General features: G+C 58.3%; 23 protein-coding genes. 10 read left to right on the plus strand and 13 right to left on the minus strand.

Features of this window, described 5'->3' with window-relative positions; all coding sequences use genetic code 11:
- Positions 1-108: 108 nt before the first annotated feature.
- Positions 109-687 (minus strand): ACP phosphodiesterase, encoded by a 579-nt coding sequence (locus F8N80_RS17180; RefSeq protein ID WP_150784310.1) that lies wholly within the window; start codon positions 685-687, stop codon positions 109-111.
- Positions 688-858: 171 nt separating this feature from the next.
- Between F8N80_RS17180 and F8N80_RS17185 the strand changes: the two genes are divergently transcribed.
- From F8N80_RS17185 to F8N80_RS17195, 3 genes are read left to right on the plus strand one after another with little or no spacing between them, the layout of a single operon-like run.
- Positions 859-1179 carry an ArsR/SmtB family transcription factor gene (locus tag F8N80_RS17185; protein ID WP_074874210.1) on the plus strand — a complete coding sequence of 107 codons (321 nt, stop codon included), beginning with the start codon at positions 859-861 and terminating at the stop codon, positions 1177-1179.
- A gap of 3 nt (positions 1180-1182) precedes the next feature.
- Positions 1183-2349, plus strand: coding sequence for an MFS transporter (locus F8N80_RS17190; protein WP_150748076.1), 1167 nt, complete (start codon positions 1183-1185; stop codon positions 2347-2349).
- A gap of 21 nt (positions 2350-2370) precedes the next feature.
- Positions 2371-3420 carry an alkene reductase gene (locus F8N80_RS17195; RefSeq protein WP_150748075.1) on the plus strand — a complete coding sequence of 350 codons (1050 nt, stop codon included), beginning with the start codon at positions 2371-2373 and terminating at the stop codon, positions 3418-3420.
- Between the two features lie 278 nt (positions 3421-3698).
- Here the strand turns inward: F8N80_RS17195 and F8N80_RS17205 are convergent, their stop codons facing one another.
- The 3 genes from F8N80_RS17205 to F8N80_RS17215 form a co-directional block, all read right to left on the minus strand.
- Complete coding sequence (locus tag F8N80_RS17205) at positions 3699-4187, minus strand: GNAT family N-acetyltransferase (protein ID WP_150748073.1); 489 nt, start codon at positions 4185-4187, stop codon at positions 3699-3701.
- Positions 4188-4282: 95 nt separating this feature from the next.
- Positions 4283-4768, minus strand: a complete 486-nt coding sequence (locus F8N80_RS17210; protein ID WP_150748072.1) for a GyrI-like domain-containing protein — start codon at positions 4766-4768, stop codon at positions 4283-4285.
- Between the two features lie 67 nt (positions 4769-4835).
- Positions 4836-5498: a LysE family translocator gene (locus tag F8N80_RS17215; protein ID WP_150748071.1), complete on the minus strand. Its 663-nt coding sequence runs from the start codon at positions 5496-5498 to the stop codon at positions 4836-4838.
- Between the two features lie 139 nt (positions 5499-5637).
- Here F8N80_RS17215 and alaC point away from each other — a divergent pair, with 139 nt between their 5' ends.
- The gene (alaC, locus tag F8N80_RS17220) at positions 5638-6855 is read left to right on the plus strand and encodes an alanine transaminase (protein ID WP_150748070.1); all 1218 of its coding nucleotides are present in this window, start codon (positions 5638-5640) and stop codon (positions 6853-6855) included.
- Between the two features lie 342 nt (positions 6856-7197).
- Here the strand turns inward: alaC and F8N80_RS17225 are convergent, their stop codons facing one another.
- The 3 genes from F8N80_RS17225 to F8N80_RS17235 form a co-directional block, all read right to left on the minus strand.
- A complete protein-coding gene (locus F8N80_RS17225; RefSeq protein WP_095147509.1) occupies positions 7198-8229 on the minus strand; it encodes an IS110 family transposase in 1032 nt (343 codons plus the stop codon).
- A gap of 131 nt (positions 8230-8360) precedes the next feature.
- On the minus strand, positions 8361-9713 hold the full coding sequence (locus tag F8N80_RS17230; protein ID WP_150748069.1) for a GntP family permease: 1353 nt from the start codon (positions 9711-9713) through the stop codon (positions 8361-8363).
- Positions 9714-9795: 82 nt separating this feature from the next.
- Complete coding sequence (locus tag F8N80_RS17235; protein WP_150784311.1) at positions 9796-10329, minus strand: gluconokinase; 534 nt, start codon at positions 10327-10329, stop codon at positions 9796-9798.
- Between the two features lie 212 nt (positions 10330-10541).
- Between F8N80_RS17235 and F8N80_RS17240 the strand changes: the two genes are divergently transcribed.
- From F8N80_RS17240 to F8N80_RS17255, 4 genes are all read left to right on the plus strand, one after another.
- Complete coding sequence (locus tag F8N80_RS17240) at positions 10542-11573, plus strand: LacI family DNA-binding transcriptional regulator (RefSeq protein WP_150784312.1); 1032 nt, start codon at positions 10542-10544, stop codon at positions 11571-11573.
- Positions 11574-11585: 12 nt separating this feature from the next.
- Entirely contained in the window at positions 11586-12269 is a 684-nt protein-coding gene (locus F8N80_RS17245; RefSeq protein ID WP_224790710.1) for a hypothetical protein, read from the plus strand.
- A 20-nt stretch (positions 12270-12289) separates the two neighbouring features.
- Entirely contained in the window at positions 12290-12922 is a 633-nt protein-coding gene (locus F8N80_RS17250; RefSeq protein WP_150748066.1) for a glutathione S-transferase family protein, read from the plus strand.
- 413 nt (positions 12923-13335) lie between these two features.
- Positions 13336-13986, plus strand: a complete 651-nt coding sequence (locus tag F8N80_RS17255) for a peptidase inhibitor family I36 protein (RefSeq protein WP_191632939.1) — start codon at positions 13336-13338, stop codon at positions 13984-13986.
- A 46-nt stretch (positions 13987-14032) separates the two neighbouring features.
- On the opposite strand, the gene F8N80_RS17260 is transcribed toward F8N80_RS17255, so the two are convergent.
- Positions 14033-14695, minus strand: a complete 663-nt coding sequence (locus F8N80_RS17260) for a peptidase inhibitor family I36 protein (protein WP_150784314.1) — start codon at positions 14693-14695, stop codon at positions 14033-14035.
- Between the two features lie 548 nt (positions 14696-15243).
- Between F8N80_RS17260 and F8N80_RS17265 the strand changes: the two genes are divergently transcribed.
- Entirely contained in the window at positions 15244-15672 is a 429-nt protein-coding gene (locus F8N80_RS17265) for a GNAT family N-acetyltransferase (RefSeq protein ID WP_150748063.1), read from the plus strand.
- 115 nt (positions 15673-15787) lie between these two features.
- Here the strand turns inward: F8N80_RS17265 and def are convergent, their stop codons facing one another.
- The 3 genes from def to F8N80_RS17280 form a co-directional block, all read right to left on the minus strand.
- A complete protein-coding gene (def, locus tag F8N80_RS17270; RefSeq protein ID WP_150748062.1) occupies positions 15788-16327 on the minus strand; it encodes a peptide deformylase in 540 nt (179 codons plus the stop codon).
- A complete protein-coding gene (locus F8N80_RS17275) occupies positions 16324-17286 on the minus strand; it encodes a YihY/virulence factor BrkB family protein (protein WP_150784315.1) in 963 nt (320 codons plus the stop codon). Before F8N80_RS17275 ends, def begins: the two co-directional genes overlap by 4 nt.
- A 170-nt stretch (positions 17287-17456) precedes the next feature.
- Positions 17457-17648 carry a CsbD family protein gene (locus F8N80_RS17280; protein ID WP_150748060.1) on the minus strand — a complete coding sequence of 64 codons (192 nt, stop codon included), beginning with the start codon at positions 17646-17648 and terminating at the stop codon, positions 17457-17459.
- A gap of 198 nt (positions 17649-17846) precedes the next feature.
- Between F8N80_RS17280 and F8N80_RS17285 the strand changes: the two genes are divergently transcribed.
- Positions 17847-18224 (plus strand): hypothetical protein, encoded by a 378-nt coding sequence (locus F8N80_RS17285; RefSeq protein ID WP_150748059.1) that lies wholly within the window; start codon positions 17847-17849, stop codon positions 18222-18224.
- Positions 18225-18407: 183 nt separating this feature from the next.
- Here the strand turns inward: F8N80_RS17285 and fadD1 are convergent, their stop codons facing one another.
- Together fadD1 and fadD2 are read right to left on the minus strand one after the other, a co-directional pair.
- Positions 18408-20108 (minus strand): long-chain-fatty-acid--CoA ligase FadD1, encoded by a 1701-nt coding sequence (gene fadD1, locus F8N80_RS17290; protein ID WP_150748058.1) that lies wholly within the window; start codon positions 20106-20108, stop codon positions 18408-18410.
- Positions 20109-20520: 412 nt separating this feature from the next.
- The gene (gene fadD2 / locus F8N80_RS17300; protein ID WP_150748057.1) at positions 20521-22209 is read right to left on the minus strand and encodes a long-chain-fatty-acid--CoA ligase FadD2; all 1689 of its coding nucleotides are present in this window, start codon (positions 22207-22209) and stop codon (positions 20521-20523) included.
- Between the last annotated feature and the right edge of the window lie 152 nt (positions 22210-22361).

Below are 22361 nucleotides of genomic sequence, written 5' to 3' on the forward strand. Positions count from 1 at the left end.
AACAAAAATCCCCTGTGGGAGCGGGCTTGCTCGCGAATGCGGTGTGTCAGTCGACATCAATGGTGAATGACACACTGCATTCGCGAGCAAGCCCGCTCCCACAGGGATTTATGTCGCTGGGTGGTTCTGTGCGAAATCCTGAAGCTGCGGATAGAACAACCGGAAATCCTCGCTCAACGGCTCATACAACACCCGCAATTCCTGCATCGCCCCCGCCAACTCCTCCGGCCGGGTCAAGCGCCGCGAAATCCCCCGCAACACCTGCTCCAACACCGCAAACTCCCGGTAAGACCCCAACCAGTCATTAGCCACCATATGCGGCGCAATCATCGCCAGGCGTTCCGGCAATTGCGGCTCGGCGGACAACACCCGGTACACGTCCGAAGTGAATTGCTCCAGCGGTTGGTCGGCATACAACGTCCAGTCCCGGGCCAGGCAATGGTCGAAAAACACGTCGAGCACGATCCCGGCATAACGCCGGCGGGTCACGGCAAATCGCGACAATGAGATATCCACCAACGGATGGCGGTCGGTAAAGACGTCGATGCGCCGATGCAGGTGGATGGCCGCCTCGATCTCCGGATCGAACTGCCCTTGCAGCCGTCCTTTGACGAAATCGCCATACAGGCTGCCGAGCAATTGACCGGGGCGCTGGCCACCGAGGTGCAGATGTGCGAGATAGTTCATGGACGCAGCTTAGCACTGCGGCTTTACATCTGGACAACCAACATATCGTTATAACCCGATATACCGATTTACGCGGTCATCAGACCAAAATCATATTGGTATATCGCGAAGTACCGATTTAAAGTTCGCCTCATCGCGATATAGCGTTTTACTCATCACGAGCCCAACCCCATGACCATCGACCTCGACGAAATAATAAAAGCGCTGGCACACCCAGTACGCCGAGACATCCTCATCTGGCTGAAAGACCCCAAGACCCAGTTCCCGGAACAACTGCACAACCACGAGTACGGCATTTGCGCCGGACAGATCGATCAACGCTGCGGCCTGTCGCAGTCGACCGTGTCCGCTCACTTGGCGACCTTGCAACGTGCGGGACTGATCAGCAGTCAGAAAGCCGGTCAATGGCACTTCTTCAAACGCAACGAGGACGTGATTCAGGCGTTCCTCGACGCCATCGTCAAAGAGCTCAGCGCTCCGACAAGGAATTAGACAATGCCCCTCTCGCTACTCATCCTGGCCTTGAGCGCCTTCGCCATCGGCACCACCGAGTTCGTCATCATGGGCCTGCTGCCCGATGTGGCGGCGGACCTCGGCGTGTCGATCCCCGGCGCCGGCTGGCTGGTGACCGGTTACGCCCTGGGCGTGGCCATTGGTGCGCCGTTCATGGCACTGGCCACCTCCCGCCTGCCACGCAAGGCCGCCCTGGTAGCGTTGATGGGGATTTTCATTATCGGCAACCTGCTGTGTGCAGTGGCCAGTGACTACAACGTGCTGATGTTCGCCCGGGTGGTCACCGCCCTGTGTCACGGTGCGTTCTTCGGCATCGGTTCGGTGGTGGCGGCAGGCCTGGTGCCGGCGAACAAACGCGCCTCGGCCGTCGCCTTGATGTTTACCGGCCTGACCCTGGCCAACGTGCTGGGCGTTCCACTGGGCACCGCGCTCGGGCAGGAAGCCGGCTGGCGCTCGACGTTCTGGGCCGTGACCGTGATCGGTGTGATTGCGCTGATCGGCTTGATCCGCTTCCTGCCGGCCAAGCGCGATGAAGAAAAGCTCGACATGCGCGCCGAACTGCGCGCCCTGAAGGGTGCCGGGATCTGGCTGTCCCTGAGCATGACCGCATTGTTCGCGGCTTCCGTATTCACCCTGTTCACCTATGTCGCCCCACTGCTCGGCGATGTCACCGGCGTCTCGCCCAAAGGCGTGACCTGGACCCTGATGCTCATCGGTCTTGGCCTGACCGTCGGCAACATCATCGGCGGCAAGCTGGCCGACAAAGCCATGGCCGCGACGCTGATTGGGGTCTTCATCTCGATGGCCGTGATCTCTACCGTGCTGACCTGGACCAGCGTCGCGCTGATCCCGACCGAAATCACCCTGTTCCTCTGGGCCACCGCGTGCTTTGCCGCCGTACCCGCCCTGCAAGTAAATGTCGTGACCTACGGCAAGGCCGCACCGAACCTGGTGTCGACCCTGAACATCGGCGCCTTCAACGTCGGCAACGCACTGGGTGCCTGGGTTGGCGGCAGCGTCATCGCCCACGGTTTCGGCCTGACCAGCGTACCTCTCGCGGCAGCGGCACTGGCGGTACTCGCCCTGCTGGTGACCCTGATTACTTTCCGTCAGCGCAGCAATCCCGAACTGGCCCCCGCCACTAACTGATCTCTACAGGAGAGCGACTTCATGACGACTATTTTCGATCCGATCACACTGGGCGACCTCGAGTTGGCCAACCGCATCATCATGGCGCCCCTGACCCGCTGCCGCGCCGACGAAGGCCGAGTGCCCAACGCGCTGATGGCTGAATATTACGTGCAACGCGCCTCGGCCGGCCTGATCCTCAGCGAGGCCACCTCGGTCACCCCGATGGGCGTCGGCTATCCGGACACCCCGGGCATCTGGTCCAACGATCAGGTACGTGGCTGGACCAACGTGACCAAAGCGATCCACGGCGCGGGCGGCAAGATCTTCCTGCAACTGTGGCACGTCGGCCGGGTTTCCCACGGGTTGTACCTGAACGGAGAAGCGCCGGTCGCACCGAGCGCCATCCAGCAAAAAGGCCACGTCAGCCTGGTTCGCCCACTGGCCGACTACCCAACCCCCCGTGCTCTGGAAACCGCTGAAATCGCCGACATCGTCGACGCTTATCGTGTAGGTGCCGAGAATGCCAAGGCCGCCGGCTTCGACGGCGTGGAAATCCACGGCGCCAACGGTTACCTGCTCGACCAGTTCCTGCAAAGCAGCACCAACCAGCGCACCGACCACTACGGCGGCTCCCTGGAAAACCGTGCTCGCCTGTTGCTGGAAGTGACCGACGCGGCGATCGAAGTCTGGGGCGCGGGCCGCGTGGGTGTGCACCTGTCACCACGCGCCGATCTGCATGACATGGGCGACGACAATCTGTCCGAGACCTTCACCTACGTCGCTCGCGAACTGGGCAAACGTGGCATCGCCTTTATCTGCTCGCGCGAAAATGAAGCCGGCGACAGCATCGGCCCACAACTCAAGGAAGCCTTCGGCGGACCCTACATCGTCAACGAACGCTTCACCAAGGACAGTGCCAACGCCTGGCTGGCCAGCGGCAAGGCCGATGCGGTCGCCTTCGGCGTGCCGTTCATTGCCAATCCCGACTTGCCAGCACGCTTGAAGGCGGATGCGCCGCTGAACGAGGTCCGTCCTGAATTGTTCTACGCCAAGGGGCCGGTTGGTTACATCGACTACCCAGTGATGTAAGCGCCAGCCTCTGCAGCGCAAAAAGCCCCGACTCGAAAGAGCCGGGGCTTTTTTGTGGTTATCCACGCAATCCCGGGGAACACTGATAACGCAGTACCTGTAGGAGCCGGCTTGCTGGCGATGGACTCAAGTGCGCCGCGTTTAACCAGATCGCACGCGTTATCGTTAACGATCATCGCCAGCAAGCCGGCTCCTGCAAGGGACCGTGGCCACGCTGAAAATAAAATGATCTCCAGTCCAGTGAAGAACCTTTTTTCAGCCTCGACTGCTTCTACAGGTCAGAGTTCGAGCACCATCTCATGCCACGCCATCCCGCCATGGTCGGAGGCGGAAGGCTTGATGTAGGCGAAACCAAAACCCGCGTAGAACGGAATATGCCGCTCCTTGCACATCAGGTTGACGCTGCTCTTGTTCAACGCGCGCATCCGCTCGATGAACTCAGCCATCAAACGTTTGGCCAGGCCTTGCCCCTGAAAAGCCGGATGCACCACCACCGACATGATCACCACATGCGGACCCGCGGGGTCGTGGCCGATCAGCTCCTTGAATGCCTCGTCCGACATCTCCACCTGAAACGCCGCGCCGGAATTGATGAAACCGGCGACGACGCCGTCCACTTCGGCCACGATAAACCCCTCGGGCCAGGTGGCAATGCGGGTGGCGATTTTCTCCCGGGTCGCGGCTTCGTCACCTTCGTAGGCAAGGGTTTCGATGGCGTAGCAACGGTCCAGGTCAGCGGGGGTGACGTGGCGGATGACGGTGTTCATGGCAGCTCGGAATCAGCGAGGGAAAGGCGCGAATCATAAATCAGCGCCAGCTCGACATCGAGAGGCGAATCGCCGATTCGCCTCTCATCCGGCCGTCAGGGCTTGAGCGGCAACCAGATTTCCAGCTTGCCGGTGTTGAGCTTCGGGTTGAAGTCTTCGCTGTAGCGTTCGAACTCCGGGGCATCCGCCGCTTGATAACCGGACTGCGGCAGCCAGGTTTTCCAGATGTACTGAAACGTCTGGGGCAAGGAATCCAGAGAGCCCTTGTGCTCGAACACGGCATAGTGCTGAGGCTGGACCTCAACCCAACGGTATTTTTCCGGCAGGTCGTCGAGTTTGTCGATCTCGACGCCGGCAATGTATTCGAAGCCACCCTTGCCATCTGGATTGCAGCAAATGCCGTAGGTCACTTCGCTTTTTTGACCGGGAATTTTGCCAATTTCGGGAATGAATTTCTCCCAGAGATCGGGAATACCCTGGGTCGTACCTGCCGTAAATCGCCCGCCAAGCCCTGCAATAAGCAGAAAGTGCCCGTGTGCGAAGCGTGGCTTGGCCGTTTCGACGCCTGTTTGCTCATCCATGACTCGACTCCTGATACAAAAAAGTGGGTTCGGCTGGGAGTATAGAAGCCAAACCCGATTCGCCCAGTCAGAGCCCGTGAAGCGGTCCGACGGCGCTGGCACCAATAAACTCGTTGTATCCCGATACAATCACGTAGACCGCGAAATAGCAGAATATCGCCGACGATGCCAGGTAGGAATAACGCAGCAGCTTGTCGCCCAGCAGCTTGCCGCCATGGCTCGCGGCGAAGCACAGGCCGATGCACCACAGCACCCCGGCACAGAGAAATCCGCCTAGAAACAGCGCTGAACTCAGCGCGCCTGCGCCGCCGGAACGAGCGATCAGGGTGCCGCCCACCGCCGCGAACCACAAAATGGCACTGGGGGAAGACATGGCGAGGAAAATCCCGCGTAAAAACTCGTGCCGATGGGAGTTCTGCCCCACCTCCCCTGCCTGGGCCAGCACCGCCTCATGGTGAATCGCCGAATGGATCATTTTCGCCGCGAAGTACACCAGCAGCGCCGACCCGCCGATCCACAGCACCCAGCGCACCGTTTCGTATTGCAGTAAAACAGTCATGCCCGCCAGCGCCAGCACTGCGTAGATCAGATCGCCAACACAGGTCCCCAACCCCAAGGCAAAGCCTTGGAAATAGCCGCGTTGCATCGCCAGGGTGATCATCGCGATATTGGCCACGCCTATGTCCAGGCACAGCGAAAGGCTCAGCAGGAAGCCACTGGTAAATTCCATCAACCGATTTCCTTCGGACAAATTTGTTTACGTAGACGCTGGACAGTTTGCCACAGCTGCCCGTACATTCCGCCACAGGCCACCGCAGTGGCCAGCGTCGCTCGGACGGTTCCGGGCGCTCACGTTATCCGAGGCAACAATGGCAAACCCAGGTTCGCCGCGCCGCTTTGCGCGCATAGATCGACTCCCCCCTTACGTATTCAACATCACTGCCGAGCTGAAGATGGCCGCCCGTCGTCGTGGCGAAGACATCATCGACTTCAGCATGGGCAACCCCGACGGGGCGACGCCGCCGCATATCGTCGACAAACTCGTCACCGTCGCCCAGCGCGAAGATACCCACGGTTACTCGACATCCAAGGGTATCCCCCGTCTGCGCCGGGCGATTTCCAACTGGTACAAGGATCGCTACGCGGTCGACATCGATCCGGAAAGCGAAGCCATTGTCACCATCGGCTCCAAGGAAGGCCTGGCGCACTTGATGCTGGCCACCCTCGACCAGGGCGACACGGTGCTGGTGCCGAACCCGAGTTATCCGATTCACATCTACGGTGCCGTGATTGCCGGCGCCCAGGTGCGCTCGGTGCCACTGATTCCGGGCGTGGATTTCTTCGCCGAACTGGAAAGCGCGATTCGCGGTTCGATCCCGAAACCGAAAATGATGATCCTCGGCTTCCCGTCCAACCCTACCGCCCAGTGCGTGGAGCTGGATTTCTTCGAGCGGGTGATCGCCCTCGCCAAGCAGTACGACGTGCTGGTGGTGCACGACCTGGCCTATGCCGACATTGTCTACGACGGCTGGAAAGCCCCGTCGATCATGCAGGTGCCTGGCGCCAAGGACATTGCCGTGGAGTTTTTCACCCTGTCCAAGAGCTACAACATGGCCGGCTGGCGCATCGGCTTCATGGTCGGCAACGCCGAACTGGTCAACGCCCTGGCGCGGATCAAGAGCTACCACGACTACGGCACTTTTACCCCGCTGCAAGTCGCCGCTATTGCCGCACTGGAAGGCGATCAGCAGTGTGTCAAAGACATTGCCGAGCAATACCGCCAGCGGCGCAATGTGCTGGTCAAAGGCCTGCATGAACTGGGCTGGATGGTCGAAAACCCGAAAGCATCGATGTACGTCTGGGCCAAGATTCCCGAGGCTTATGCGCACCTGGGTTCGCTGGAATTCGCCAAGAAAATGCTCGCCGAAGCCAAGGTCTGCGTCTCGCCGGGTGTCGGGTTTGGGGAGTATGGGGATGATCATGTGCGCTTTGCGCTGATCGAAAACCAGGACCGGATTCGCCAGGCCGTACGCGGGATTCGCGGGATGTTCCGGGCGGATGGGCTTATCGCCAAATCTAATACCTGACACATGACAATGTGGGAGCGGGCTTGCTCGCGAAAGGGCCATCACATTCAAAGTAGATATTGAATGTAAGTCCGTATATGGACTCCCCCTCATTGCAAGCCCCGTTGCTTTGGCGCCCGTGCCGACTGCACACGTATATTCGGCCTCTAAATACGGCATCGTTTCGATGCAGGGCCATGATGGGCTATTCGCGCGCCGGCTCCCGATCGCTTTTTCGTGCTTTTCGCACTTGGACATTCGAGGGTTTTGCCGACGCCGGTTCGACCGGTTTGCCATCGTTCAGGTTGCTTCGCAATCGTGGTTAAGAGTTGTTTCTCTCGTAGAACACGTCGGGTAAATAGATCAGGCCGCTGCCTGATTCGGTTGGTAATCAGTGCCGTGACGCAGCATCGCCCAAGCCATGCGTGCAGTTTTGTTGGCCAGCGCAATAGCGGCCACATTGGGATGCGATCGCTCGGCTAAACGAACGGCCCACTGGCTGAGCCGATCCTCTTTGGATTTGGCTGTGCGTAGCGCCGAGCGTGCGCCATGCACCATCAATGTTCGCAGATACGTATCACCGCGCTTGCTGATACCGAGTAGTCGATCCTTACCACCAGAACTGTGTTGCCTCGGTGTCAGTCCCAGCGAGGCGGCAAACTGTCGGCCATTGGCAAACTGACGGGCATCACCGAGAGCGACGACGAGCGCTGTGGCGATCATTGGACCGACACCGCGCAGCTGTTGAAGGCGAACGGCGGACGGCTCGTTTGTCGCGATCGCAGTGATCTCGCCGTCGAGCTGGCAAACACGCCCATCCAGCGCACGAAGGTCGTCCCACAAACCATCCAGCAGACGACGAAAGCGTGCCGTCAAACCGTTATCCGCATCCCCTAGCCAGCATGGTATTGCACGACGCAGCATCAGCAATTCCTTCGGTGCAACGAGACCGTACTCGGCGACCAGCCCACGGATCTGATTGGCTTTGGCCGTCCGCTGTTCGATTAAGCCGGCCCGGATGCGATGCGTCGCCTGGATATCCTGTTGTTCGATGGTCTTGATGGCGACGAAGCGCATGCTGGGGCGGCTCATCGCTTCGCAGATCGCCTCGGCATCGTTCGCGTCGTTCTTGTTGCTCTTGACGTACGGTTTGACGAACTGCGGCGCGACCAGCTTTACCCGAAATCCGTGGGCTTGTAGCTGCCGAGCCCAGTGATGCGCACCGCCACAACTCTCCATCCCGATCTCACAGCCAGGTTCGATCTTTTCCAACACCGTTTGCAGCCAGCGATCACGCGGTAGGCGCTGCCGCCAGACGGGTAGCTCATGACAATCCACGCCGTGGATCTGAAATACGTTCTTGGCCAGGTCGACCCCAATTCGCATAAGCTTCATGTGTGGACTCCTTCTCACCGTTGACTGTGGTTCGCACTTTCAGTCTGGCACTCAAGATGCCGAAGTGAGGAGGAGTCCATCCCATTGCTTTCGCGAGCAAGCCCGCTCCCACATTTGGTTTTGCGGTGTGCTTAGACGAACAACGACAACAGCAGGATAAAGCCCAGGCCCACCACGGACAGGAGGGTTTCCATCGCCGTCCAGGTCTTGAAGGTTTCCGCCACGGTCATGTTGAAGTACTGCTTCACCAGCCAGAAACCGGCGTCGTTGACGTGGGACAGGATCAACGAACCGGCACCGGTGGCCAACACCAGCAGCTCACGGTTTACACCCGGAATCATCCCTACCACTGGCACCACAATGCCTGCGCCAGTAATGGTCGCCACGGTCGCCGAACCGGTCGCGATACGAATCACCGCCGCCACCAGCCACGCCAGAAGGATTGGCGAGATCTGCGCTTCCACCGCCATGTTGCCGATGACATTACCAACGCCGCTGGTCACAAGCATCTGCTTGAAGCCACCACCGGCACCGATGATCAGGATGATTGCGGCGGTTGGCGCAAGGCTGGCATCCAGCCATTTGAGCATCTGGTTGGACCCAATGCCCTGCTTGTAACCGAAGGTGTACAGCGACAGCAGCAACGCCAGCAGCAGTGCCGAGATCGGATGACCGATCAGGTCCATGAAAGTGCGGAAGAAGTTGCCTTCCGGCAGCACCACATCGGCAAAGGTCTTGAGCAGCATCAGGAACACCGGCGACAGCACGGTGATCAAGGTGATGGCGAAGCTCGGGAGATCGGCAGAATCGTTATCACGCGCCAGTTGATCGACCAGTTCCTGGTTAGGATGACCCGGAATGTACTTGGCAATGAACGTGCCGTAGATCGGGCCGGCGATGATAGCCGTCGGCAGCGCAACGATCAGGCCGTACAGAATGGTTTTACCGATGTCGGCACCGAACACGCCGATCGCCAGCAACGGGCCCGGGTGTGGCGGAACCAGACCGTGCACGGCGGAAAGACCGGCCAGCAGCGGGATACCGATCTTGATGATCGACACGCCGGTACGTCGGGCGACGATGAACACCAGCGGGATCAGCAGCACGAAGCCGATTTCGAAGAACAGCGGAATGCCGACCAGGAAGGCGGCGAACATCATTGCCCACTGCACCTTGTCCTTGCCGAACGCACGGATCAGGGTCTGGGCAATCTGATCCGCCCCGCCCGACTCGGCCATCATTTTGCCGAGCATGGTCCCCAGCGCAAGGATGATCCCGACGAAACCGAGCACCCCACCGAAACCGTCCTGGAACGCCTTGATGATGGTGCCGAACGGCATGCCGGAAGTCAGGCCGAGAAAGGCCGCGGCGATGATCAGGGCAATGAAGGGGTGGAACTTGAACTTGGTGATCAGGACGATAAGCCCGATCACCGTGACCACTGCGTCGAGCAGCAGGAACGTTTCGTGGGACATGCCAAACATTAGGGGTGTCTCCTGGTTGTTGTTGTTATTAAAGCGGGTAATTGGCGAGCCATCAGGACAGCGCTATCTTTTCGCGGCACATTCATACCGCGTGCTTCAGGCCATGTGCCTGCCACCAGATATGCGCCTGCTTCGCCAGTTGCTCGACGCTGTGGTTCGAAGCGTCCAGAGCCAGGGTCAAGGGCTCGCCAACGGGGGATTCGAGGGTCGCGAACTGGCTGTCGATCAGGGTCGATGGCATGAAGTGGCCCGGCCGATGGGATACTCGATCAGCGGCGACTTCAGGCGTCAGTTCCAGGAAAACGAAACCCAGGCCAGGCAAGGCGCTGCGCAGACGTTCGCGGTAAACGTGCTTGAGGGCCGAGCAGGTCAGCACCGGGCGTTGACCCTTGGCGTCGATGCGGCGCAGTTCATCGCACAGGCTGTCGAGCCAGCCTGCACGGTCTTCGTCGTTCAGGGGGATACCTGCGCTCATCTTTTCGATATTGGCGACAGGGTGAAAAGCGTCGCCCTCAATGGCGGTCGCGCCGCTGAGTTGGCACAAGGCCTCGCTGACGCACGTCTTGCCGCAACCGGCAACGCCCATGATGACCAGGGCGGTGATAGGATGATTCATGTAACACCTCAGCGCGCAGACAGCGCTACCTTTGCCGGTTATGACACAAGAGCAAAAGCAGAAGCCGACGCCTTCTTGTCATTTTTGTGGGTTGCAGCATGTTCGTTCTCACTGCCAAAGAGCGGGAATCAGGCAGATCCCGCTCACGCATTTGCAGCTGCATCGAGACAGCGCTACCTTAGTACCTTGAATTTTGTTTGGCAAGCAGCCCGATGACCTCTCCTAAAAACGATAAGAATACCCGCACCACTGGCCGCCCTACCCTCAATGAAGTCGCACACCTGGCCGGTGTCAGCCCGATCACCGCGTCCCGCGCCTTGCGCGGCGTCAGCACGGTGGCCACCGAACTGGTGGAAAAAGTCCAGAAAGCCGCCCTCGAACTCAATTACGTGGTCAACCCCGCTGCCCGCGCGTTAGCCTCGGCCCAGAGCCATTCCGTGGTGGTTTTGGTGCCGTCGCTGTCGAACTTGCTGTTCATCGATACGCTGGAAGCCATTCATCAGGTTTTACGTCCAAAGGGCTTCGAAGTGCTGATCGGCAACTTCCACTACTCGCGCGACGAAGAAGAAAACCTGCTGCGCAATTACATGGCCTATCAACCGCGTGGCTTGCTGCTGACCGGGTTCGACCGCACCGAAAGTTCGCGACGGATGATCGAGGCCAGCAACGTTCCGTGCGTATACATGATGGAACTGGACAGTGCAGCCGGCCTCAACTGCGTTGGTTTTTCGCAGCTTGCGGCCGGTGAAACGGCGGCGGAACATTTGCTCTCCCGAGGTCGCAAGCGCCTGGCCTACATTGGCGCGCAACTGGACCAACGCACGTTGCTGCGCGGCGAAGGTTTCCGCAAAGCCCTGCAAAAGGCCGGTCTGTATGACCCGGATCTTGAAGTACTGACCCCGCGTGCCTCCTCCGTCGGTTTGGGAGGTGAACTGTTCCTGCAACTGTTGGCCAGTCATCCTGATGTCGATGCGATCTTCTTCGGCAACGATGACCTGGCCCAGGGCGCACTCCTCGAAGCCATGCGCTGCGGGATCAAGATTCCGCAGCAGGTCGCAATCCTCGGCTTCAACGACCTGCCGGCCTCGGCCCACATGGTCCCGCGGCTGAGCAGCATCAGCACGCCGCGCGAGGCCATTGGCAGGCGTTCGGCGGAGTTGATGTTGACCTTGCTGGCCGGCAACCAGGTGGCCAAACCGGTGCAGGACATGGGGTTTGAGTTGAAGGTGCGCGAGAGTACCTGACACGGCACTTGATTGTTCCCAATCGATGCGATCTGCAATTTGAAACATCTTTTATCCGAAGCTTCATGGGTGTCGCATGCAAAATCCGCAGCGCTTCACGCAAACAAGAATATCGGCCGGCAGACCTCCAACCCACCGGACACTCAGATGCGCCAGATAATCATCTTGACCTCCCTCCTGATGCTCAGCCTCGCGCCGTCGCTCCAGGCTTCAGAAACAGACGATTGGACGCACTATCTGAACGACCCTCGTTTCATGCCAGCGATTAAAAGTTGTCTCGCTGCTCATCCGAAAGGTCAGGGGCCGGCAGTGGTGATGAATGTCTGGCATGCCAATCGCGATGAAGCCGGCGTTATGACAACCGACCTGAGCGGGCGTAAAAACTCATGTATGGCCCGCAAGGATACTGGCCTGGAGCGCCAATCCGAGACGGTATTCGATCTGCCGGGGCCGCTATTTGTGTCAGTCGATCAGGTGACGACCGCCCCTGAAGGTAGGTGCATTGAATCCACCCCGGTTTTCATCGACCAACAGCTTCAAGGGTGGATTCTCAGACAACCGGTACTTCTTGAGAACATCCCCAGTGCCTGCTCGAGCCCGATCTGGAGCGAATTGTCATCAGTTCTACCGAACCGGGATCAAGCAGACTTGATGTCTCCCGTTGGCAGGCACACTATTAAATCCCCGAAGCCTTGATCCGCTAACGGAGCAGCCCGATGGAACATCCACTGAAAATTCTGGGTAAAGCTTCATCAATCAACGTCAGAAAGGTCCTGTGGACCTGTGAGGAACTGGGCATTACCTACGAACGCGAGGATTGGGGCGGCGGTTTTGCCTCGACCCACACGCCAGAGTTTCTCCGGCTCAATCCCAACGCGCTGGTGCCCGTGATCATCGATGAGGCCGGCGTGCTGTGGGAATCCAACGCCATCTGCCGTTACCTGGCCGGCAAACACCAAAATACTGATTTGCTGCCGCACGAACCGGCTGCCCGCGCCCGGGTGGAGCAGTGGATGGATTGGCAAGCCACCGAACTCAACGCGGCCTGGAGCTATGCGTTCACGGCATTGGTGCGCAAGGATCCGGAGTTCCAGGACCCGCATCACATCGCCGCCGGCGTGCGCGGCTGGAATCAGAAGATGGGCATCCTCGAGCATCAGCTCGCGGCCACCAAGGCTTATGTCGCCGGGCCACGGTTCACCCTGGCCGATGTTGTCATCGGGCTGTCGGTCAATCGCTGGCTGATGACGCCGATGGATCGACCCGACTATCCGGCCATCGACGAGTACTTCCAGCGCTTGGCACAACGTCCGGGGTTCCTGAAACACGGCTGCAACGGCCTGGCTTGATGCCATGCCTGCGGACGACCGCTGCTGCCCGGCAGTAAAGGTTAACCGCCGGTATGGCATCGACCGCCTGCCAGACAAAAGATAACCTGATTATGCCGTTTGCCAAGGCGACCCCTGGCCCGGTTTCGTAACGCTCTTAACAACGTCAGCCCGGAAACAGGCCAGCCCTGATGTTTTCATAAGTAATCACGTTTTCACGCGCATTAATGACTACTGATCCAATGCTACCTGTTACTTCTGCCAGTAGATATCTTCCGAGCCCTGAGCGATTCTTTGCTTAGATGCTTCATATTTTCCAATAAGCGCGTGACTGCGTTTCATGTCATTTCAGACAATCGTTCAACAGAACGATGAAGAGGCATCGCTTGCTATTTATTTATCGAATTTCAATTCAAGGAAGGCCGGAGCAATATATGAAAAGAGTCTCAATGATTTGTAAAATTGCATCGGGCGTCATGGCCATCACCAGTATGGCCATGCCCCTGATCGGTATGGCGAAAGAGTCCGAATCATCAGGCAAGTACACTTTATTTGATCCATCGATGCAGACGCAGCAGAAAGCCGACATTCAGAAAAAAATCGACACGCAGCTACTTCTCAAGCCTGGCGGCCAGCAAATCAGCCCTACTCAGGTTGCCTATGACAATGGGGACGCCGTGATCACATTTGCTGTATCAAGCACCCCCAACACGACCTGCGACTTTGGTTATGTGTGTTTCTGGGAGCACGTTAATTACGTGGGGAAAAAATTGTCACTTAGAAGCTACCCGCCTGAAATCTCACTCACGGTGAATCTCGCGCAATACGACATGAGCAACAAAATTTCATCCTGGAAACATAATAACAATTTTTTCCACGTTGCCATCGGTGGAGCATCACAGGCATATGGCGGAGGTCAAATGGTCATGACCAACACTATGGATGACCATCTTGGAGGCGGGTGTTGCCCATTTGCTATCGACCACTCAACCCAAAAGGGACCACCACCGGAATTTATTTTTCGAGCTTCATTAAAATATGACAACGCAATGGTAAGCGTCGTGTTTAAACCATACCCATGGTAGTCAATCGCTGCGTGCGCCGTGAACGGTGCGGACTTGAAAAGGCGATCTACCGGGCAAACAAAATAAACAAGGGAGAAAAAGCGACGCTGACCATTCTGTCGTTGTGCTCGATCAACCTGCTCTGGGCATCTATTTCGGTCCACGTGCCTGTAGGGCTGACCTGTTCGGGAATACTGAACGGACAGCAGCCCCGCCCGAGGACGATTTCCTTGATATTACTCATCATCATGTTGCCTTTCGCGCCAGGCCCATCCACGCCGAAAACCTTCACGGAGTGAGCTTTATTATTGTGCTGCCAGGATGAAACCTGACGGCTCATGTTGAAGTCCGCGAGGTTAACGGGACGGCTGACCGGCGTGCTGGCCAGCGACAATTTCCTGCCTGTGTAATCCCAGCCATCCCAGACACAGAAGTAACCATAGTCACAGATGGGATCGGTTTGATTCGCGTCACCCGGGACCGGGAACGTCATCACGACGGCCCCGTTATCGTAAATCACTTGAGTGGTACTGACCTGGCGCCCTGCGGGCTTTCGACTGAGTTGTCGATCAATCTGCAGCTGGATTTCTGCTGTCTGTTCGGCAGTCATCGCCGGATTGAACAACGCATACCGGTTTTGTTTGCCCGGCGCTTGATCGGCATAAAAATAGAACAATGCACCCAAGCCGAGACAAAGCGCCACGAAGCCTGCGAGCCATTTGATTTGCATGTGGAAAAACTCCGTTCCCTGAAGCGCTGAATAATCCGGCGATACAAGAAAGAGTTAAAGGCATTGCAATGATGTGTCTACTGTCAGAAATATCAGGTTCGACGGTCGGCGCAACCCGGGTGGGACCACTCGGTGCGAGCGGCAGGCGTTGGCGGGGAAATCTTGCAGATTATTTGGTTATTTCATCGCCCCCCTGCAGGAGCTGGCTTGCCAGCGAAGGCGGTATAACAGGCAACATTGATGTTGAATGTGCCGGCCTCTTCGCTGGCAAGCCAGCTACTACAGGGGGGTGACGGGGTGCCTGGACAATCGAATTGCCTGTGTGGCTTACATTTCAGTGCCCGAACACATCCACCTTCTTGGCCTTTTTGTCCGCGCGCTTTTCATCGGCGGTTTTCGCCGGTTTCTTCTTTGCCGCTTTTTTTGAATCCATGCCTTTGGCCATGATACGTACTCCACTCATACGGGATGTGAGATCAGGTATACACCTATCCCCGCGCCCGCGTTCTTTTATAATCGCCCGCTTTGCGCACCGACAGTCGAAGATCATGCCCAACACCCGGTACACCTTACTCGCCGAGCCATTATGGCCATTGATGAACAAGTTCTATCGCGCCCATCAATCGTCGATGAAAGCGGTCCGCGATGCTCAACTGTGGGTCGCCAGGCGCGACGAAATCATTGGCGCGCTGTGTTTGCGCCCGGTGGCGGACGGGCATTGGCTGACGGGTTTGTTTGTCGACCCGGCCTGCCGGGAACAGGGGATCGCCGCCGCGTTGATTGCCGAAGCGGTCAAAGGTCTCCACAGCCCGGTCTGGCTGTTCTGCCATCCGGACTTGCGTGGCTTTTACGAGCGGCGTGGCTTTGTCTTCGATCCGCCAATGCCTTACGCCATGGTCGAACGGTTGAGCCGCTATGCGCGCAGCAAACCGATGATTGCCATGGGCCTGGAGGCGAGTGAAAAAGTTAATGACTGATGAAAATCCACTGTGGGAGCGAGCTTGCTCGCGAATGCGGTGTGTCAGTTCATATTACTTTGACTGACACACCGCATTCGCGAGCAAGCTCGCACACATTAGGTTTGTGGTGATCTCAGTCGTCGGCGTTGGGATCAAGCTCCGGGAACATCACTTCGGTAAACCCGAATTTGCTGAAATCGGTAATGCGCGACGGATACAACCGACCGATCAGGTGATCGCATTCATGCTGCACCACCCGCGCATGGAACCCCTCGGCGATGCGCAAGATCGGCTGCCCCTTGGGATCGACACCTTCGTAGCGAATCTGCCGATAACGATCCACCGCGCCGCGCAGTCCGGGTACCGACAGGCAGCCTTCGAACCCCTCTTCGAGGAGCGGGCTCAACGGCGTGATCAGCGGATTGATCAGAATGGTCTGCGGCACCGCTTCGGCATCCGGGTAGCGTTCGCTGTGCTCGAAACCGAAGATTACCAGTTGCAGGTCGACGCCGATCTGCGGTGCAGCCAGGCCGACACCGCCGACGCTTTCCATGGTCTGGAACATGTCGTCGATCAGTTGCCACAACTCGGGGCTGTCGAACATTTCTGCCGGTACCGGCGGGGCAATGCGCAGCAGGCGCTCATCGCCCATTTTCAGGATTTCACGGATCATTTGATGACTTCGTCAGTGGTCGGCTTGATCGAGTGGTCCCGACCCAGTCCCGAAACGTGGTGTTTTTCCTCATGGCCCGGACCGTGCTCGCCGGGGACTTTTTCGCCAGGGTCCTTGCCCTCTCGCGACATGTGCTCGATCACTGCATTCATCTCCGCGCCGAGCAGCAGCACTGCGGCGGAAATATAGAAGTACAGCAACAGCACGATGATCGCACCGATACTGCCATACATGGCGTTGTAGTTGGCGAACTCCTTGACGTACAGACCAAAGCCCAGGGATGCGAGGATCCACACCACCACTGCCAGCACCGAACCCGGCGTGATAAAGCGAAACTCCTGCTTGACGTCGGGCATGACGTAATAAATCAGCGCCACCGCCACCATCAGCAGGATCACCACCACCGGCCAGCGGGCGATGGTCCAGAGGATAACGATGAAGTCTTCAAGGCCGACTTGCGAAGCGATCCAGCCTATCACCTGCGGCCCGAGCACCATCAGCGCGGCGGCGATCAACAGCATGCCGGCGATGCCGATGGTGTAGATGATCGACAGCGGGAAACGCTTCCACGCCGGACGGCCTTCGACCACATCGTAGGCGGCGTTCATCGCGCTCATCATCAGCCGTACACCGGCAGACGCCGTCCACAGGGCAATCACGATACCCACCGACAGCAAGCCACCCTTGGATTGCTGGAGTTGATCGATCACCGGATTCACCTGTTCCAGTGCCTGGGGCGGCAGGACCAGTTCCGATTGCAGGCGCAGCCAGGAGAAGAAGTCCGGCAGGTGCAGGAAACCGATCAGGGCGATCAGGAACAGGATGAAGGGGAACAGCGAGAACAGCATTTGATAGGCCAGCGCCGAGGCATAGGTCGACATCTCGTCGTCGACGAACTCGGTGACCGTGCGCACCATCACACGGTGGATGGGCAGACCTTTCATGTCCGGGAAAATCATAAGCGTCTCCTTTCGCCGCTCAATGGGTGAAGTCGTGGCGACTCAGGGGCCGTTTTTTACATCAAAGTAGCCTAATTGGCGCCTTTGAAACAATTTTCAGGCGCAAGTTCAGGCTGACACAAAAACGGCCATCCGCAGATGGCCGTTCCCGATAGTCGTCAATGGCCCAATCAAGCCTTGTCGACCCCTTTCTTGACCGCGTCCTTGGCTTTGCCCAGCGCTTGCTGAGCTTCGCCTTTCTTTTCCTGCACCACGCCTTCGGCGCGCATTTTGTCGTTACCGGTGGCCTTGCCGACGCCTTGCTTGACGTTGCCGGCGGCTTCGTTGGCCATGCCTTTTACTTTATCGCCAGTGCTGCCCATGGTGTTTCTCCTGTGAACAATTGAACGGGAAAGTAGTTACACAAGGTTGACCGGGGTCGTTTGCGTGGAGTTTCATTTATTTTCAGCGCGACATTTCATCGTTCAGTGCAGGTTGGGCTTTATGTTTGCCGACCAACCCCCGAGAATGCGCAACGTATTCAGGCCTTGGCGCTGAAGATCCAATCCCGTAGGAATGTTATGAAACTCGATAAAAAGCAGGCCATTGCCCGCAGAAACCAGGAACTCGGCGGTGCTGTGCTTGGCGTCAACAACTGCCACTTCACCGAATTGAACCGCAACCGCAACATCTGGTGGTTCGATATCCCGGTGGCGCGCCTGGCCATCGGTCAGTACGAATGGATTCACCTGCTGATGCACACCCCTGATACCGACGAATTGCTGCATTTGAAAGTGCCGACGGTGTTCTTGCGCGAGAAGCTCGAAGGCTTGGTGGTGCGCAACCAGGGCAAGCGCAAGGCCGCCTTGAGCCTGGAGTTGAGTGCGGACAAGGATTCGTACTTGCAGGACATGCGCCCGGCGGGTACCAACGTCAATTTCGCGCAATTCCGCCTGTAAAGGCAAAAGCAAAAGCTTCGCGAGCAAGCCCGCTCCCACATTTGACCGAGTTTTTCAGAAGGAATGCGATCAAAATGTGGGAGCGGGCTTGCTCCGGGCGGCGCTCCGACGAAGGCGGCCTGACAGGCGCTGAACATTTCCAGCCTGATAAAAAAAGCCCCGCTTCTGCGGGGCTTTTGTTTGTTATGCGCTGACCTTCTTTGCAGCCAGCTTCTTCAGCTCTTCGTCGCGCAACTCGCGGCGCAGGATCTTGCCGACGTTGGTGGTCGGCAGTGCGTCGCGGAACTCGACAGACCGTGGAACCTTGTAGCCAGTGACATTGGCGCGCATGTGTTCCATCACCTGCTCCTTGGTCAGGGTCATCCCCGGCTTGGCGACGATGAAGATCTTGATCGCCTCGCCGGATTTCTCGTCCGGCACGCCGATAGCCGCGCATTGCAGCACGCCCGGCAGGGTCGCCAGCACGTCTTCGAGCTCGTTCGGGTACACGTTGAAACCGGACACCAGGATCATGTCTTTCTTGCGATCGACGATACGCATATAGCCATCAGGCTGGATCAGCGCGATGTCGCCAGTCTTCAACCAGCCTTCGCTGTCGAGAATTTCATCCGTGGCTTCCTGACGCTGCCAGTAGCCTTTCATGACCTGCGGACCTTTCACGCACAGTTCACCGATTTCGCCCAACGGCCGTTCAACGCCGGCGTCGTCGATGATTTTGCACACAGTCGACGGCACCGGGATGCCGATGGTGCCGATCTGGATGTTCTGGATCGGATTGACCGTGGCCACCGGGCTGGTTTCGGTCATGCCGTAACCTTCGCAGATGGCACAACCGGTCACCGCTTTCCAGCGCTCGGCCGCCGCCAGCTGCAGGGCCATGCCGCCCGACAGCGTGATTTTCAGCGCAGAGAAATCCAGCTTGCGGAAGCCTTCGTTGTTGCACAGGGCGACGAACAGCGTGTTCAGGCCGACGAAGCCGCTGAACTTCCACTTCGACAGTTCCTTGACCATCGCCGTCAGGTCGCGCGGGTTGCTGATCAGGATGTTGTGGTTGCCGATCAGCATCATCGCCATGCAATGAAAGGTGAAGGCATAGATGTGGTACAGCGGCAGCGGCGTGATCAGGATCTCGCAGCCTTCGTTGAGGTTGGACCCCATCAGCGCCTTGCACTGCAGCATGTTCGCCACCAGGTTACGATGGGTCAGCATCGCGCCCTTGGCGACGCCGGTGGTGCCGCCGGTGTATTGCAGCACCGCGACGTCGCTGCTGGCCGGGTTGGCTTCAGCCACTGGCTGGCCGTGGCCCTTGCTCAGCACGTCGTTGAACTTGATGGCCTTGGGCAAGTGATACGCCGGGACCATTTTCTTCACGTACTTGATGACGCTGTTGACCAGCAGACGCTTGAGCGGCGGCAGCAGGTCGGCCACTTCGGTGACGATCACGTGCCTGACGCCGGTTTTCGGCACGACGGCCTGGGCCAGGTGCGCCATGTTGGCCAGACAGACCAGGGCCTTGGCACCGGAGTCGTTGAATTGGTGTTCCATCTCCCGCGCGGTGTACAGCGGGTTGGTGTTGACCACGATCAGCCCGGCGCGGATGGCACCGAAGACGGCGACCGGGTATTGCAATACGTTGGGCAGTTGCACGGCGATTCGATCGCCTGGCTGCAAGTCGGTATGCTGTTGCAGGTAAGCGGCAAAGGCACCGGACAACTCGTACAGTTCACCGTAGGTGATTGTCTTGCCCAGGTTGCTGAACGCCGGTTTGTCGGCAAAGCGTTGGCAGGACTGCTTCAACACCGCCTGAATATTCGGATACTCGTCTGGATTGATCTCGACAGCAATCCCGGCAGGGTACTTATCCTTCCAAAAGTCTTCGATCATGGAAGCCCACTCCTCAGCAACGCGAATTCATCACCGCATTTGATGCGATTATTATTGGTGTGTGTTTTTGGTGTCTATTTGTTGGTGAGTCTGGCTTTTTTCTTAGGCCGAGATGTCACAAAGCGGGCCGAGAGTAGCAGCTTTGCCGAGGGTCGACTAGAGCCAAAAGCGGGCTCTATGGTCACATTTACGACCAATAATTGTTTAATGGTCATTTTTAGAGTAAAAATCCTATAAATACTTGAAAGGCCCATGAATTGGGGCTTCAGGCCCATTAAAAGCTTCGCGGGCAAGCCTCGCTCCTACAGGTTCAGTGGTGTTCACAAAACTGGTGGACGACACTTAACTGTAGGAGCGAGGCTTGCCCCGGGCGGCGCTCCGACGAACCGCGCGAAGCGCGGCCATTCACCGATCAGGCAATATCGCGCAACTCCCGCCGCAGGATCTTGCCCACCGGCGTCATCGGCAACGACTCACGCAACACAATGTGCTTGGGCACTTTGTAGGCCGTAAAATTTTCCTTGCAGTACGCCTTGAGCTCTTCAAGACTGACACCCGTTTCCCGGGCCACGACGAACAGCTTCACCGCCTCCCCCGACCGCTCGTCCGGCACGCCGATCACCGCACAATTGGCGACTTTCGGGTGGGCCATCATCACGTCCTCGATCTCGTTGGGGTACACGTTGAAACCCGAGACGATGATCATGTCTTTCTTGCGGTCGACGATGCGCACAAAACCGTCCGGGTCGATCACCGCGATGTCGCCGGACTTGAACCAGCCTTCGGCATCCAGCACTTCGGCAGTGGCTTCGGGTTTCTGCCAATACCCCTTCATGATCTGCGGGCCCTTGATGCACAGTTCGCCGCGCTCGCCCAAGGCCTGCTCGACGCCTTCATCGTTGATCACCTTCAGCGTGGTGCCCGGCACCGGCAGGCCGACCGTGCCGATTCGCGACTGGTCGCCGTACGGATTGGTGCAGGCCACCGGCGAGGTTTCGGTCAGGCCGTAACCTTCGGTGATGCGGCAACCGGTCAGTTGTTCCCAGCGCTCGGCGGTAGCCTTGACCAGCGCGGTACCGCCGGAGTTGGTGAGTTTGAGGCGGGAGAAATCCAGGGTCTTGAAGTCGGGATGGTCCATCAGCGCGACGAACAGCGTATTGAGCCCCAGCAGCGCCGAAAACCGCCAGTTTTTCAACTCCTTGATGAAGCCGCCGATATCCCGTGGATTGGTGATCAGCACGTTGTGGTTGCCGGTCACCATCATGCACATGCAGTTCGCCGTGAAGGCATAGATATGGTACAGCGGCAATGGCGCGATCATCACCTCCTGCCCTTCGCGTAGCAGGGGTTGGCCATCGGCACCGAACTGCCCCAGGCAGGCCCGCGCCTGCTGCATGTTGGCGACCAGGTTGCCATGGGTCAGCATCGCACCCTTGGCCAGGCCAGTGGTGCCGCCGGTGTATTGCAGCACGGCGATGTCGTCCAGACCGGCATTCAGTGGCTTGATGCCCAGTCCCCGGCCCAGGCGTAGCGCGCTCTTGAAGGAAACGGCCTGGGGCAAGGAATAGGCCGGGACCATTTTCTTGACCTTGCTTACCAGGGTATTGACCAGCCAGCCCTTGGCGGCGGGCATCAGGTCGCCCATCTTCGCTTCGATCAGGTACTGGATGTCGGTGTCGGCCAGCACTTCCTGGACCTTCTGCCCGAACATGTTCAGGTACACCAGCGCCCGGGCACCGGAGTCCTTGAACTGATGGCGCATCTCCCGGGCGGTGTACAGCGGGTTGGTGTTGACCACGATCAGGCCGGCGCGCAAGGCGCCGAACACGGCAATCGGGTAATGCAGGACGTTGGGCATCTGCACCGCGATGCGATCCCCCGGCACCAGGTCGGTGTGGGCTTGCAGGTAACCGGCGAACGCGGCGCTGTAGCGTTCCAGTTCGGCGTAGGTCAGGGTGATGCCCATATTGCTGAAGGCGGGGCGGTCAGCAAATTTCTTGCAGGAACGCTCGAACACCTCGATCACCGACATATAGGCCCCTTGGTCGATATCCAGGGGCACGCCGGCCGGGCGTTTGTCATTCCAGAAATCAGGTTGCATTGTTGTTGTCCTCTTTACCTGAGCCTATCCGGGACCGCTTTTCTGTACTTTTTTGTAAACCAAAAGTGAAAAGCGGAGCTCCCCGGACACTAGCAGCTATGACGAATCAGGCAAATATGCCAATAGCCGTCATTGACCGTATGAATCTTCCT

The organism is Pseudomonas fluorescens, from assembly GCF_902497995.1.
Taxonomy (GTDB): domain Bacteria; phylum Pseudomonadota; class Gammaproteobacteria; order Pseudomonadales; family Pseudomonadaceae; genus Aquipseudomonas; species Aquipseudomonas fluorescens_BK.